This is a genomic window from Rhizobium rhododendri (genome assembly GCF_007000325.2).
GTDB classification, from domain to species: Bacteria; Pseudomonadota; Alphaproteobacteria; order Rhizobiales; family Rhizobiaceae; genus Rhizobium; species Rhizobium rhododendri.
In genome coordinates this window covers 642,171-656,139 of the sequence record NZ_CP117267.1, presented here as the reverse complement: position 1 = coordinate 656,139, position 13,969 = coordinate 642,171, and the positions used below count along the sequence as shown (strand labels likewise).

18 protein-coding genes are annotated in these 13,969 nt (G+C 60.5%); 8 read left to right on the top strand and 10 right to left on the bottom strand.

The window, feature by feature from the left end:
• Positions 1 to 171: 171 nt before the first annotated feature.
• Both PR018_RS03250 and PR018_RS03245 read left to right on the top strand, forming a co-directional pair.
• Complete coding sequence (locus PR018_RS03250) at positions 172 to 642, top strand: DUF5330 domain-containing protein (RefSeq protein ID WP_142824364.1); 471 nt, start codon at positions 172 to 174, stop codon at positions 640 to 642.
• Positions 643 to 843: 201 nt separating this feature from the next.
• Positions 844 to 1,266: a SufE family protein gene (locus tag PR018_RS03245; RefSeq protein ID WP_142824363.1), complete on the top strand. Its 423-nt coding sequence runs from the start codon at positions 844 to 846 to the stop codon at positions 1,264 to 1,266.
• Between the two features lie 42 nt (positions 1,267 to 1,308).
• On the opposite strand, the gene PR018_RS03240 is transcribed toward PR018_RS03245, so the two are convergent.
• From PR018_RS03240 to PR018_RS03220, 5 genes are all read right to left on the bottom strand, one after another.
• The gene (locus PR018_RS03240; protein WP_142824362.1) at positions 1,309 to 1,995 is read right to left on the bottom strand and encodes a YkgJ family cysteine cluster protein; all 687 of its coding nucleotides are present in this window, start codon (positions 1,993 to 1,995) and stop codon (positions 1,309 to 1,311) included.
• A 341-nt stretch (positions 1,996 to 2,336) separates the two neighbouring features.
• Positions 2,337 to 3,254 carry a DUF6456 domain-containing protein gene (locus tag PR018_RS03235; protein WP_205470414.1) on the bottom strand — a complete coding sequence of 306 codons (918 nt, stop codon included), beginning with the start codon at positions 3,252 to 3,254 and terminating at the stop codon, positions 2,337 to 2,339.
• A 60-nt stretch (positions 3,255 to 3,314) separates the two neighbouring features.
• Entirely contained in the window at positions 3,315 to 3,743 is a 429-nt protein-coding gene (locus PR018_RS03230) for a helix-turn-helix domain-containing protein (protein ID WP_224128051.1), read from the bottom strand.
• Between the two features lie 211 nt (positions 3,744 to 3,954).
• Positions 3,955 to 4,383 (bottom strand): Ros/MucR family transcriptional regulator, encoded by a 429-nt coding sequence (locus PR018_RS03225; RefSeq protein WP_142824361.1) that lies wholly within the window; start codon positions 4,381 to 4,383, stop codon positions 3,955 to 3,957.
• A 771-nt stretch (positions 4,384 to 5,154) separates the two neighbouring features.
• A complete protein-coding gene (locus tag PR018_RS03220; RefSeq protein ID WP_279309162.1) occupies positions 5,155 to 5,661 on the bottom strand; it encodes a GNAT family N-acetyltransferase in 507 nt (168 codons plus the stop codon).
• A gap of 195 nt (positions 5,662 to 5,856) precedes the next feature.
• Between PR018_RS03220 and PR018_RS03215 the strand changes: the two genes are divergently transcribed.
• Positions 5,857 to 6,399 carry a hypothetical protein gene (locus PR018_RS03215; protein WP_142824359.1) on the top strand — a complete coding sequence of 181 codons (543 nt, stop codon included), beginning with the start codon at positions 5,857 to 5,859 and terminating at the stop codon, positions 6,397 to 6,399.
• Here the strand turns inward: PR018_RS03215 and trhA are convergent.
• Complete coding sequence (trhA, locus tag PR018_RS03210) at positions 6,371 to 6,916, bottom strand: PAQR family membrane homeostasis protein TrhA (RefSeq protein ID WP_244615350.1); 546 nt, start codon at positions 6,914 to 6,916, stop codon at positions 6,371 to 6,373. The two genes, PR018_RS03215 and trhA, sit on opposite strands and share 29 nt — an antisense overlap.
• A gap of 97 nt (positions 6,917 to 7,013) precedes the next feature.
• On the opposite strand from trhA, the gene PR018_RS03205 reads away from it, so the two are divergent.
• Both PR018_RS03205 and PR018_RS03200 read left to right on the top strand, forming a co-directional pair.
• On the top strand, positions 7,014 to 7,445 hold the full coding sequence (locus tag PR018_RS03205; protein ID WP_142824358.1) for a putative toxin-antitoxin system toxin component, PIN family: 432 nt from the start codon (positions 7,014 to 7,016) through the stop codon (positions 7,443 to 7,445).
• The gene (locus tag PR018_RS03200) at positions 7,442 to 7,693 is read left to right on the top strand and encodes a hypothetical protein (protein WP_142829893.1); all 252 of its coding nucleotides are present in this window, start codon (positions 7,442 to 7,444) and stop codon (positions 7,691 to 7,693) included. Before PR018_RS03205 ends, PR018_RS03200 begins: the two co-directional genes overlap by 4 nt.
• Before the next feature lie 7 nt (positions 7,694 to 7,700).
• On the opposite strand, the gene PR018_RS03195 is transcribed toward PR018_RS03200, so the two are convergent.
• Together PR018_RS03195 and PR018_RS03190 are read right to left on the bottom strand one after the other, a co-directional pair.
• Positions 7,701 to 8,246, bottom strand: a complete 546-nt coding sequence (locus tag PR018_RS03195) for a GNAT family N-acetyltransferase (protein WP_161990957.1) — start codon at positions 8,244 to 8,246, stop codon at positions 7,701 to 7,703.
• Positions 8,247 to 8,341: 95 nt separating this feature from the next.
• Positions 8,342 to 8,755: a universal stress protein gene (locus tag PR018_RS03190; protein ID WP_142824355.1), complete on the bottom strand. Its 414-nt coding sequence runs from the start codon at positions 8,753 to 8,755 to the stop codon at positions 8,342 to 8,344.
• A 276-nt stretch (positions 8,756 to 9,031) separates the two neighbouring features.
• Between PR018_RS03190 and PR018_RS03185 the strand changes: the two genes are divergently transcribed.
• From PR018_RS03185 to PR018_RS03175, 3 genes are all read left to right on the top strand, one after another.
• Positions 9,032 to 9,895: a VOC family protein gene (locus PR018_RS03185; RefSeq protein ID WP_142824354.1), complete on the top strand. Its 864-nt coding sequence runs from the start codon at positions 9,032 to 9,034 to the stop codon at positions 9,893 to 9,895.
• 158 nt (positions 9,896 to 10,053) lie between these two features.
• Entirely contained in the window at positions 10,054 to 11,223 is a 1,170-nt protein-coding gene (locus PR018_RS03180; protein WP_142824353.1) for an AI-2E family transporter, read from the top strand.
• A gap of 40 nt (positions 11,224 to 11,263) precedes the next feature.
• Positions 11,264 to 12,559 carry an NAD(P)/FAD-dependent oxidoreductase gene (locus PR018_RS03175; protein ID WP_142829895.1) on the top strand — a complete coding sequence of 432 codons (1,296 nt, stop codon included), beginning with the start codon at positions 11,264 to 11,266 and terminating at the stop codon, positions 12,557 to 12,559.
• On the opposite strand, the gene PR018_RS03170 is transcribed toward PR018_RS03175, so the two are convergent.
• Positions 12,556 to 13,386, bottom strand: coding sequence for a polysaccharide deacetylase family protein (locus tag PR018_RS03170; protein ID WP_142824351.1), 831 nt, complete (start codon positions 13,384 to 13,386; stop codon positions 12,556 to 12,558). The two genes, PR018_RS03175 and PR018_RS03170, sit on opposite strands and share 4 nt — an antisense overlap.
• Positions 13,387 to 13,547: 161 nt before the next feature.
• On the bottom strand, positions 13,548 to 13,934 hold the full coding sequence (locus tag PR018_RS03165; RefSeq protein ID WP_142824350.1) for a DUF930 domain-containing protein: 387 nt from the start codon (positions 13,932 to 13,934) through the stop codon (positions 13,548 to 13,550).
• Between the last annotated feature and the right edge of the window lie 35 nt (positions 13,935 to 13,969).

The window sequence follows — 13,969 nt, the reverse complement described above, 5'->3', positions numbered from 1 at the left end:
TTGACTTAAATGTGCATAAAATGCCGATAGCTCGCATTTGAACTAAATTGGCCTCAAATGCCTTCTAGTTTTGAAAAGCGATGTCAGCATCTGCGGACTAGGTTTGTTTCAACCGGGAAGACCGGATCGATTCGGCTCCAAGACCGAACGAAAAACAGGATGGGCAACACGATGTGGTTTCTGATCAAGACAGCCTTCTGGTTCTCGCTGGTACTGGTGCTTCTGCCGGTTTTCTCCTCGCAGAGCACGACCCGGACCCAGAACAACCCGCAGGTCCAGATGTCCGACGCCGTTACGGCAGCAACGGGCGCCTTTCAATATGTAACGTCGCTGTGCAGCGAGAAGCCCGAGATTTGCGTCAAGGGCGGCGAGACTTTCACGGCGCTCGGCTATAGAGCCCGCGAAGGCGCACTGGTCGCCTATGAGATGATCGACCATCAGCTTTCCGGCAAGCCGGCCGATAAGACTGCCAGCAACGCCGGTACAACAGATACGTCCCGCCAGCAGGTCGCCGTCGCCGCACCGCAGGCAGAGCCCGATATGCAGCCGATGCCGCCGAAACTCGGCAGCGACGCCAACGACAGCGTTTTCACCGGCACCATCATCCACGTTCCGGTGCCGATGCGCCGCCCGGTCCTCTGAGCCGACATCAATTCCGCGACGCCGGGCAAGTCTCCGGTGGCGCCTCCCCTTTACCCTGACGTGCCGTGCCTGCCCTGTTAAACTCCCAGCATGTTGCTGCGCCGTGTGGACTTGCTCCGCACGGCGTTCTTTTTTCCGCGCGGGTTCAAATCGCCGTTGCTTTCGCCTATATGCCAGTCTCAGAGACAGTGGACGTATGCGATGACCAGCCTTGACAAAATCATGGACGATTTCACCTTCCTCGAGGACTGGGAGGATCGCTATCGCTATGTGATCGAGCTCGGCAAGGCGCTGCCGGACCTGCCGGAAGAACAACGCACGGCTGCCAACAAGGTACAAGGCTGTGCCAGCCAGGTCTGGCTCGTCAGCCACACCGAAGACGGGGCCAAGGATCCGGTCATGACCTTCGAGGGTGAATCCGACGCGCATATCGTCCGGGGGCTGGTCGCCATCGTGCTCGCCACCTATTCCGGCAAGCGCGCCTCCGATATCGCCGATCTCGATGCCATCGAGGTGTTCAGCAAGATCGGGCTGGTCGAACACCTGTCGTCGCAACGCGCCAACGGCCTGCGCTCGATGGTCAAGCGCATCCGCGAGGAAGCGCGCGACAAGGTCGCCGCCTAGGTTTTCCGTCCCGGATAGTACGATCGCATGGCCTGATCGCTTTCAGCCGGCCAGCTGCTGCAGCAGGGCTGCCGAGAGCCCCTGTTGCTGGCCGGGCAATCCGCGGCGCCGGGCCGTTTCTTCCAGCGCCCTTGTCGCGAATTCATAGAGACGGTAGCGCGCCGGGTTTTGATCGACACCGCCGCCATCCGGGTTGTCCCCGAACACTACTTGCTGGCAGCGCGGCAGGGAGGTCGAGGTGAAGCTTCGACAGGAAAGCGGGCGAACCGCATAGACCGTGCAACTGCCGCCGTCGTCGAGCAGTGCACAGGGCGTCCGCAACAGCTGCGGTGTCGGCGAGGCCGCATCGGCTGCAACTTTCGCCTCCAGCCGCAAAACCAGCTTTTCGCGCTCGATGACCGTGAAGTTACTCTCGACATGAGCAGCGATCACCTCGGCCACGCCGGGCGGCACCGCGACGAACAGGTGACAGCAGGGGCTGCATCCTTTCGAACAGGCAAAGTGCGGCTGGCCGGCGAAATTGCTCCGAACGGTGTCGACAGCAGCGTCCGCCACCGACATGGCGGTCAACGCCGCATCGGCCATGTCGGAGGCGCTGTCGAGCGTCTCAAGGAGCACCGCGTAGAACTCCGCGAACATCGCATCGTAGCGCTGCGTCACCATCCGCGTCAGCTCGCCGACGGTGGCGATATCCTCCATGATGCGCAGCCGGGCCTCGTCGTGATCCATCGATGTCTTGACCTGTCATGGAGACCGCAGCAAAGCGCAAAATGCGGGCTGCGGGATCTGGCCTATCCCTCGCCCGACGATTCGTCGAGTCGCGCAGGGATTGCTTTCCGGTTGCGTTATCCAGCTATCAGAATCGTGATGGCACTCCCTTGCGTTTCAGCAAAACACTGCGCTTCACCTCGCTCAAACGATTAACCATGCCTTTAACCATAGATTGAGATCGGACGGATGAATGATCGCAAGCGAGCCCAACGCGCAAACGCATAAATATGTAACCTAGACGCGAACGTTACGAACGCATCATCGCCCTCGTTCGAGCTCAAAACATCCCCAAAAAAACGTCATTTCACTGAACGAAAAGTCAACGGGAGACATTCGCTATCTCCTCGAACGCCTGAAACTGGACATGACATTGCGAATCCCGGACAGAAAAGCGGAAGCCGAAAGCTCGATTTCCGGCTCAACGAGCGGGCCGGCTTGAGTAGATCCGGTCGATATCCTTCCGCTCCCCAGTGCTGCGTGGTGGAATTCTTCTGAGATCGAGGTGGCGTATAGTGTCGCGAAAGCGTCAGCAGCGCGGTACGCAGCATCAGCTTGGCAGAGCGCGCAGGCCATTGCCTTTCGCGCTCGACGGTCGTCAGGCCTTTCGTGAAACAGCAGATATCGAGCGCGACACCGCTGAGTTCTGGACCCATCGCGGCGATGGCGCGGTTGACGGCAAGACGGGCCGCCATGGCGCTGTCTGCGACGTCAGCCATGCCGCCGCGCCCGCCCTTGGCCGAAGTCGCAAGGCGCGGCTCCCACGAGGCAGTGACGCGCGGCTGCAACTGTCCACGATTGAAATCGGACGCAAGCTTTTCCCCGGCAGCGAGAGCCGCCTCCGGCAGGAAAGGCGCGCCATTGCGGTCTTTTAACCGGGAAAGCGCGGCAAGCGGCGATTCCGCCTGATCGAAACGCACTCTCTGCCTGGCGCCGTCGACCTCTGCAGTCGTGGAAACGATTTCGGCGTGCTGGGCCAGGAACTCCTCTTCCGTATCGGCGGCTGCGCGACGCAGGAAGCTACGTGCCGGCGGCAACAACATCAGGTACTTGGCCGTCTCCAAAGGCCCCGCTGGCGCGTCAGCCGCCGATAATGGTGGGGTCGAGGGGCTGTCGGTGACGAGGCCTGCAGCCATAGCCCAGTCGATCAGCCCGGTGGCGCTGAACTGCCGGCGTCCGTCCACACTTTGGAGCACCACGCCGCCGGGCTCGGGTATCATACCCGCACCGGCGCCGATGAAACGCAGCAATCTGACCAGCGACTTACGGGATGGGGTGTCCTAGTGCTCATCTGCAGCCGCCTCCGAAGCTGCAAACACCGAGCCGGCCAGACGTTCGACGGACTCGACGAAAGCGTCATAGGCCTGGTCGTCGCGCCTGCCCTCCACGATCCTCAGGGAATAGGCCACTGTGCTGCGGTCGCGCCCGAAGGCGTCGGCGATATCGGCGATGGGGATCTGCAGCGCGACGTGGCAGACATACATGGAGATCTGGCGGATATGCCACATCGTCCGGCGCCGGTCTCGCCGGTGCAGAGTGCGCTCGCTGACCAGCGCCGACATCTCGCCGGCCATACGGTTGACGATACCGCAGGTGGCGTCGACCGAGAGAAAGCCGCGGCGAACGGGCACGAGCGCCGTGCCCGACAGCACCGTTGGCAGCGGAATGATCGCAGGAAGAGAGACGGGAACGAGGGGATCGATGGACATGCGCAAACTCCTTTTTCGGAATTTATTCACACATCGACGAAGATAGCAAGAACCAACAATTGATAGACGCCAGCATTATTTTGCTGAATTAAATGATTAAATTGAAAATCACCCTCAATATTAATGGGATTATTTTCCTTAAATGTCGAAACTTTCCCACAAAAAAACCGGGCTCGAGGCCCGGTTCCGTGTTGCTGTGTATCTTTGATGGTCAGCGGGCGCGCTTGCGGCGCTGGCCGAGACCCATTTCCTTGGCGAGGCGCGAACGCGCTTCGGCATAGGCTGGCGCGACCATGGGGTAGTCCGCCTGCAGGTCCCACTTTTCGCGATAATCTTCCGGCGACAGGGAATGATGCGTCATCAGGTGGCGCTTCAGCGACTTGAAACTGCCGCCGCATTCCAGGCAAGTGATCTGGTCGTCCTGTACGGACTTGCGTACGGAGACGGCAGGCTTCTGCTTTTCAACAACAGCCACGGCGGCGACCGGTGCCGAGGTGCCGCTGAGCGCGGAATGCACGTCGGAAATCAGGTGTGCGAGGTCGCTTACGGGAACAACGTGATTGCTCACGTAGGCGGCCACGATGTCGGCCGTCAGTTCAACCAGCAAGTCAGCGCCGGCACCAAGAACCGCGTCTGTCATTCAAATTCTCCTATTCACATTTTTTCAGAGACAAGCCGCTCTGGCTCGCCTCAGTTCCGGTCAGCGTCGCGGCGACATAGTCTTTCGCGACACAACTGCATGTGACTTCAAGACACCCCCAAGTCTTGTCCCCGCATAAACAGCAAATTGTCTACCAACGAATCGGCGTGCCGACTTTGAACGCCCAAAGATGGACCAACGACCCCTTGGGTAAAACCCGTTGCAATAAGCTTCAAGCATCAATGGCGTAATCGAGAGTTCAAAAGCACGTCAAATTCGACTTGCAATGAATTATCACTGTCGGCGTGAAAGTCCAGTCACCACAGAGAACAATTCGTGTGCTAAATTCAGACACATTGGGAAATGTAAATGTAATTATACTTCGAATTTTCAACTTGAAGGAAAATTAACAGATTATGAAATAGGATCTCGGTTGCAATGTTTCAGACGGTCGAATCCGTTATTCTATGCAGGAACAGACACCCAAAATAACAAAGCAAACCTACCTATTTGCGTACGAACAAATGATCCCTGAAAGAACGCCGCGTCAAGTTGTAAATGCTTGAGCCCCGGAAATCGCCGGTGCAGGGTCCAGTGTTGTCTCGCGACGTATTCAACCGGCAGTTAAGCTGCCAGATACTGCAGGGTGCACTTCTCCCTGCACTCGCGGGACAGCAGATGTAGCGACGGGACCTTGTCGCCCTGCCCCGGCTTGTTGGCCAATGGCTGGCTGCAAGCACATGGACAGCAAGCCGGAGCATGGCCCCACGGTCAGGACAGTATCCGCAACTCCATGCAGGTCAGATCGAGCCAACGACCGAACTTGATGCCGACTTCCGAAAACGTCCCGACGACGCGAAATCCGAGTTTTTCGTGCAGGCGGATGGACGCTGCATTCTCGGCCTCGATGCCAGCGATCATGACATGGACATTGCCGGCAGCGGCTCGCTCGATCAGGGCTCGCATCAGTTGCTCGCCGATCCCCGCGCCACGCGCCTCCCGGTCGACATAGACCGAATGCTCGACGGTGTGGCGGTAACCGTCGAAGGCGCGCCAGTCACCGTATGACGCGTAGCCGGCGACCTTGCCGGCGACAATCGCGACCAGCACCGGATAGCCCTTGGCGACGCGTGCGTTCCACCACTGGCGGCGGTTGTCGACATCGACCAGCACCTCGTTCCAGATCGCCGTGCTATGCTCGACGGCGTGGTTGTAGATGTCGCGGATTGAGGCCAGATCGGCGTCGACGGCATCGCGCAAAAGGATGGGGGCGGTCACGGCACACTCCGTTTTAGGACGATCGACGGCATACGCCGCGCCATGACCAAAGTAAATCTGCCGCTCTTGCATGGCTGCCGCCGCGATGACTTATCCTTGGGCAATTCGCCATATTAATTTTTCAAGACTACGAGATTCTTGGCTCGAAATAGGCTAAACAATAGACATCCTTTGTTCTCGCCATCCGGAAAACGCATGTTGTCGCGCCTTGCCGCCTGTCTGCTCCTGTCTGCAGTGTCTGCGCTCTCGACCGGGCAGGCTCATGCAAGCGAATGGTGGCCCTACGACAACAGCCGTTTCGGCTACAGCATCGAACTGCCGCCCGGTTTCGGGCTTACCCTTCTTGCCAATCACGGCGACGGACTTTCCCTGGCGCCGGCCGACAAATCCGCCCGCTTGCTGGTATTTGCCACCCCCGCCTTCAGCAGCGATTTTCAGAGCGAGGCGAAGACGCGTCTGGTGCTGGCGAGGCAGGATGGCTGGCAAGTGTCTTTTTCGAAAACGACCTCGCAAGGCTTCAGCTTCACCGGCATCAAGCGCGACAGGCTGGTCTACGGACGCGGCGTTGCGCTCTGCAACGGGGCTTCGGCCTTTTTCCAGATGGACTATGCCAAGGCGGAAATGCAGCGCTACGATGCCGTGCTGATGCGGCTGGTGCGCAGCCTCAAGGCAACCGAAAAATGCAATGCCGGCAGCCAGAAGCCGCCGTTCAAAGGCTCGCTGGCGGCGACAGGGTGAAGCAGGTCATGACCGCCGCATAGTGGATGCCGGCGGCCGTCAGCACGAAAGCGTGCCATATGGCGTTCTGGAACCGCAGCTTTTCCCAGACGTGAAAGATCACGCCCAGCGAATAGACGACACCGCCGACGACGATCAGCAGCATCGAGACGGACGGGATCCGGGCTGCCACAGGTCCTGCCACCAGCACGCCGCTCCAGCCCATGGCGAGATAGAGCAGGATCGCCAGCCTGTCGTAGCGACCGGGAAATCCGCATTTCAGCACGATGCCGATCGCAGCGAACACCCACAGGGCGATCAAAGTCGACAGCAGCAGCGGATCGCCGGATCCGCGCTCGAGAAACGGCGTATAGGTGGCAGCGATCAGCACGAAGATTGCCGAATGATCGAACCGCCGCAGGATCCACTTGGTCGGCGAGACCGGCCAGATGTTGTAGGAAAACGACATGGTGAGCGTCAGCACGAGGCCGAGGCCATAGATCCAGGCAGCGGCGATTTCGCCCCCGGATCGCCACATCTCATGGATTTCGGGGCAAGCGTTGGGAGGCGGAGAATAGGGTTGCATCCGCTGTTATCAGGCTTGCGTGATATCATATACGATATTACCTTGAACCATGGTCGTTGCAGATGCCAATGTCATTCTACGCGGAATTCGTTCGCGGGACGGAGCATCCGGCTTCGTTCTAAGAGAGATGCTTTTGCGGTCCATTCCGTTTGCAATGTCACCAGCGGTTGTGTTGGAATACGAGGATGTTCTCAAAAGGCCCGGACTAGCCGGATTGTATACATCGGCAGTAGAGATCGATGTCATTCTTGACGCACTATGTGCCATGGCAACTTTGATACGGCCGTGGTTCCGCTTTCGGCCATTCCTGGATGATCCGAAAGACGACCTGATTGTCGAATGCGCCTTGGCAGCTGGAGCGAATTTGATCGTCACGGATGATCGCCATTTTCGACATCCGTCAGTTTCGGTATTCGGCCTGACAGCTCTTTCGGCAAAAGATTTTGTCCGCCTGTACAAACGAGAAAGGAAAGTCACATGAGCCAATATCCGTTGCGGCTGCCAGACTATCTGATGGAGCAGGCCAAGGAAGCCGCCGCCGAGGAAAATGTCTCGGTGAACCAGATGCTTTTGTCGCTGATATCCGAGGGCATGGGAAACCGCCGGGCTTTCAAAAGTCTGAAGCGGAGGGCGGCGCGTGGCGATCCGGCGCAGGCACTGGCGATTCTCGACCGGCTTGAAAGCCAGCCCCCGGAGAAGGGCGACGAAATGCCCGAAGACGCGGGCTGAGGCCAACTCACCCCCACTCAGCCACGCCCTCCCCATCGTCACCCCCGTCAAGCGCGCGGCGGAAGATGAAGTTTTCGTGGCGCTCGCCGTCCAGTTCGAAGTCTGTGGAACCGGCGCTTTGGAAGCCATGTCTTTCGTAGAAGGCGATGGCATCGGCGTTTTCGTGGTTGACGGACAGCCAGGCGGCATCGGCACCGCGGCGATGCAACGTTTGGAGCGCCCGGTTCAGCAGTTGCGTCCCGATGCCCCGGCGCAGGAAGTGTTCCTGGACGTAGAGCGTGGCAATTTCCGACTGCAGCCGGTCGTCGGACGGACACGGCGCGCTGAAGGCGAGGCGCACATAGCCGACGAGATGGGCGCCTTCGCAGCAGACTACGAATATCTGCTGCTTGTCCTCGAGGGCCTGAAGGAACTTGTCTGCCGTGAACTCCGATAGGACATAGGTCGAAAGTGCGGTCCGGACGCCGCGCTTGGCATAGGTATGGAGAAAAACCTGTGTCGTCAGCGCTGCCAGATTGGCGGCATCGTCTGCTACAGCCTCACGAAACTCCATTCCGCCTTCCCCTACCCTCGGTGCTTTCCGGCGGTAGCCGATAGCATACTCCGACAGAGAAAGAGAGAGAGAGCCGTATTTCCTCCTTCGCTCCCCTATCCACGTTCGACGAGGACGGAGCATTTGGCGTGGCGGACGACGCGGTCGGCGGTTGCGCCGAGAAAGTAGTTCGACAGGTCGGGTATGTGAGATGAGACGATGAGGAGGTCTGCCTCATGTTTCTCGGCAGCTTTCAGGATCGCTGCTGCCGGCGAGCCGGTGCGGACTTCGACGAGAGCCGGAACAGCGAGGCGCTTGCAGAGATCCTGGAGCTTCAGGTCGGCGTCGCCGATAGCGTCGGTGACGAAATCCTGCGGCAGGTCGAGGATGAGAGAGCTCGGTATATCCTCCACGACATTCAACGCGACGATCTCGCCGCCGGCATCGAGCAGTTCCATCGCGCGCCGCAGCGCTGGCTCACCCTTCGCAAGGGTTCCGATATCGATGGCCACGATGATCTTCTTGTACATGCTTCTGCCCCTTTGGACGCCCCGTTGCTTTCCATGACCACCCTAACGGCGCGGACCCGACAATCCCTTGATCGAGGTCAAAGGCTGCCAGCGTCAACAAGGCCAGCGTCAACAAGGGATGCACGCTTCATCGTCAAAAACACATCTTCTGCGAACGACGGTTATCGGCCATATAAGATGGCGAAGGCGGTGGCGGGACCTCGGGTCCTGCCAGCCGTCCCATCGATGCCGCCTCGCGCGACGGATATAATACCCGGACACCGGGCAGGAGATTTCATGACCGAGACCGCACCGTCCTATGCGCTGACGCGCCCAGCCTATGTCGGCCAGTCGCATCTGGTCGTCAGCGACCTGCCACTGGTTTCCGGCTTCTACCAGTCTATGCTCGGCCTGAAATCGATGGAAAAAAGCGCCAGCGGCGAATTGCTCGGCGTTGGCGGAAAGCCGCTGCTGTCGCTTACCACCGACAAAGCAGCCAGGCGCGCGCCACAGAATACCGCTGGCCTGTTTCACACCGCCTTCCTGCTGCCCAACAGGACCGAGCTGGCCCGCTGGCTGCGCCATGCTGCCCACAACAACGTCCAGCTGCAGGGCGCTTCCGACCATCTCGTCAGCGAGGCCATCTATCTCGCCGATCCGGAAGGCAACGGTATCGAGATCTATGCCGACCGCGCCCACGACCTTTGGAAGTTGCAGACCGACGGCATGATCGAAATGGCGACACTGGCGCTGGACCTGCAGAAGCTCTACGAAAGTGCGCCACAGGACAGCTGGAACGGCATGGCGGACGGCTCGGCCATCGGCCATATCCATCTGCAGGTCGGCAATATCCCGGAAGCGGATGCTTTCTATCGCGACGTCCTCGGCCTGAAGATCATGGCGCGCTATCCCGGCGCCAGCTTCTTTGCCAGCGGCGGCTATCACCACCATGTCGCGGCCAACATCTGGAACAGCCGTGGCGCCGGCGTCCGAACGGAGAACATGACCGGGCTGTCCGACTACACGCTTCGCTTCAACGACAGCGCCGCTTTGGACGCAGCCGTCAGCAAGCTCGATGGCCTCGAAATCCGCCACGAAAAACGCGACGGCGGGGTGTCGCTGAGAGACCCCTGGGGTATCGGCCTGACGCTCACCGCATAGGGCGTTCCGCCCTCCCGGCGGGCAGTTGGCGGCGCTGTAGAAATCGCTGCCGATGCCGCGGAAGCGGCTACAACCTTTAGCTTACCGCTCTCGGGAACCCGCAGTGCGTTTGCGCGTTATGGCTGCGAGGCGCTGGGGCTTCCGGAACGTTCACAAAAATGGGCATTGCCAACGGTATACGTAAGCAGACACGCAAGATTGCCATAGAACGCGAGATGCGATTGAGCAGCTGGGCCAACTCGCTGAAACAGGCGACCGAGCAGATGGATGGTGGGGCACCCATGCGCCGGGTCGAGAAAGACGGGCTCGATGTCGCGTCCGCCTGGGCCATCATCGGCATTTTCCTGATCATGGCGGGAGCCGGCATCTACTTCATGTCGGTCATCCTCATTCCGGTGACGCTGGCAATCGTCGTCGGCATGATCCTCGGTCTGGTCGCCGAAAAGCTGAGCAAGCTCGGTGTCCCGCGCATTCTCAATGCGGTCCTTCTCTCGAGCTCCGTGGCGCTGATCATCTTCCTGATCATCAACAGCGTCGCCGGGCCGCTGGCAGCACTGGCAAGCCAGGGGCCCGACATGGTGCAGAACTCTATCGACCGCATCATGCCGTTCCTGCAGAAAATCCACTGGCTGCACATCACGCCGAAGACATTCGAGAGCGGGCCGATGTCGGCAGGGGCCCTGATCGAGCATACCGGCAGCATACTGCATGTCGTCACTGCGAACCTGACCCCGGCCATCGTCCAGGGGCTGGTGTTCTTTGCGGCGCTGCTGCTTTTTCTGGTCGGCCGGGTCACTCTGCGCAAGGCGATCATCATGGCGTTCAAGGGCCGGCCTGAACGGCTGGCGGCAATCCGCGTCATTAATGCTGTCGAGCAGGTGCTGGGCTATTATTTCGCCACGGCCTCGCTGATCTATATGGGGCTCGGCGTGATCATGACGGCCATCGCCTATTTCGGCGGGCTCAGCATGCCGGCGTTGTGGGGTGTGTTCGCGTTCCTGTCGAGCTTCGTACCGTTCCTCGGCATTACGCTCATGACCGTCGCGGTCGCCATTGCCGGTGTCCTCACCCATGACAGCATCCTTATCGGCCTTATACCCGCAGCGATTTTCTTCTCGGTCCACCTGACTATGGAAAACCTCGTCTTCCCGGCGGTGATGGGTCGCCAGCTCGAGCTCAACCCCTTCGTCGTGTTCGTCGCCATCATCTTCTGGACCTGGATGTGGGGCGCTGTCGGCGCGATGCTCGCCCTTCCCCTGTCGCTGATCGTCATGACCGTCATCAACGAAGTGTTCATCGAGGAAAAGCCGCAGCCGCAGCTTCCCTGACTGTCCTGCGCGCACGCCTTTTCCTGGAGCCAGAGACGAAATGCCGACCGACCTGCAGATGAACGCCACCGAACAGTCCGACCTCGTCACCGGCCGCGCCCCCTGGGGCCGGCTGGCTTTGCATCCGTGGTACAGCCCGTTGCGCGAAAACCTCTCGGTCGACGTGGCCATCGTCGGCGGCGGGATCACGGGATCGCTGATTGCCGAACACCTGACAGCGCGTGGCTATTCCGTCGGTGTGATCGACCGCGAAGAGCCGGGGCTCGGCAGCACTTCGGCAAGCACCGCGATGCTGATGTGGGAGCTCGATACATCGCTCTCCGATCTGTCGCTCTCCTACGGCTATGACAAGGCGGCCGCGATATACCGGCGCAGCGTCGTTGCTGTCTCGGGGCTCGGCAAGCTGATCGAGCGGCTGCAAATCCCCTGTGGCTACCGTCAGCGCTCGAGCCTGTATCTCACAAACAGCATCGGCGGCGCGCGTGAACTGCAGCAGGAACTGGCGCTCCGCAAGCGTGCCGGGTTGCCGGGCGAGTATCTGTCGCATCCCTACCTGATGACCGAATTCGAGATTGAACGCGACGGTGCGATCCTCTCGTCCGGCGCTGCGGAAGTCGATCCGCTGATGCTGGCCTGGGGACTGCTCGCAGTTGCCGTCAAGCGCGGCGCACAGCTGGTCAAAGCATCCGCCACGCGCATCCGCACGGAAGGCCGCTCCGCCGTCATCGAGACCGATGGCAGCCACGTGATCGAAGCCCGGAACGTGGTGCTCGCAACCGGCTATGCGATGCCCGGCATTCCGATGCCGAAGCTGCATCGCGCCACCTCGAGCTGGGCGATGGCGACAGTGCCGCAGGACCCGAACAGGCTGTGGCGCGACCGCGCGCTGATCTGGGAGGACAGCCACCCCTACCTCTACATGCGGACCTCGGCGGACAATCGCATCATCATCGGCGGCGAAGACGATGCGACGGTGCTGCCCGCCCTGCGCGATGCCAAGATGGCCGACAAGATCGACACCCTCAGCGAGAAGCTGAAGCGGCTCTGGCCACAGGCAGACACAACCGCCGAATACCGCTGGTGCGGCACGTTTGGCGAAACGGTGGACGGTCTGCCGCTGATCGGCCCTGTTCCCGACATGCCGAACGTAATTGCCGCCTACGGTTACGGCGGCAACGGCATAACCTTCTCGTTCATGGCCTCGCTGATGATCGGCGCACTGGTCGCAGACGAACGGCGCGACTGGTTCGACGATTTCGCGCTGGACCGCGAAGGCCCGACCTATCGGGGCTTTGCAAATGGCAACCCGATACCGGAGCGCGGGTTGCCGCTTTAGCGCGATGCCTGCTGGGTGGTGTTGTCGTCGCCCTGTACGGCGAAATCCTCCAGCCGGACGAACTGGACGCCGCGCGCCTTGAGGTCGAGGATGCCTTTGACGACGCCTTCGCCGGAGGAATGGGTCGGCTGGTTGATGTGCGAGATCAGCACGTCGCCGTCTTTGGCGCTGAGATACTGCTTCTCCACCACGGCAGCCGGCAGGGAGGCGCCGGCATCGCCGTTGATCGAATAGCCTGCCACCTCGAAGCCGAGCGCGCGGATCTGGGCGATGGCCGACAGGTCGTATTTGGCGGTTGCGCCGCGAAACCAGTGGGCCTGCGGGATGCCATGGGCCAGCATGGCATCGGAGCCGCCCTGCACTTCCTGGGCCACGGCTGCCGGCGAACCGGCAGCGGCGATGCCATAGACCAGCGTCGGGCGATCGACCGTCGGGATGTGGTTGAGGCCGTGGTTTTCAAGCTCGAACAGGTCCGAATGGGACATCATCAGCGCCAACGCATCCGGATTGGTGCGCAGCCAGCGGGCAGTGACGAAGATCGTCGCCGGTACATTCTGGTCGATCAGCGTGTTCAGAATCCGCATGTCGGTCTTGCCCATGCAGGCGTCGAAAGTCAGCGCCACGCGCGTTGCCGGCTTGCCGGCGCGCGCCACGTGCAGATGCGGTTCGACGAGTTTGACGCCCGGTGTGGAGGGGTTCGGCTTCGGGGCGAGCGGCGGGGAGACCAGCGCGGTTTGGACCGGGGCCGCCGGAAATGCGGAATTGGCGGACATGGCCGCGGGGATGGCGACAAGCAGGGCTGCGGAGGTCAGGAGCAGTCGGATCATGGGGCAGCCACCGTGTCAGGGACATCTGATTTCAAAGGGCGCCGGGGCACCAGTCCCTGCAATCCCATGGCAAGGCGACCGATCTGTGGCGCGACGGCATTGCTTTACTGCCAAACCCGGCAGAAGCAACAGCTTTCGGCTTCGAACAGGCGTCAAATGCCTCAGTCGTAGAGATAATGCTTCTGCCAATCGTCCCTTGGCACTTTCTCGCCGATCTGGAAACTCAGCGATTTCACGTCGATCTGCTCCGGGCCCGTCACGCAGTCGTATGTCAGGTGGTACCATTCGCCCTTGCTGCGAAAGACCGCGCCGGGTGCCTTGATCGTGTCTGCGGTCATCGACGGGTCGCCGAAGGTGTAGGCGATGACCTTGTCGGGATGGTAGTCCTTCTCGGCGGCGATGCGTTTCATCGCCTCGGTATCGCAACTCTGTTCCAGGCGCTCGGCAGGATCGAGCTTTTCCAACTGCTTCTTGATGGCGGCATCGACGGCGTAGGAGGTCGTGGCGAGGCAAACGGCGGGTACGAGGACGCCGATGAATTTCAGCATGAAAAGCACTTCCTTGGTTCAAGTCAGACTGAACT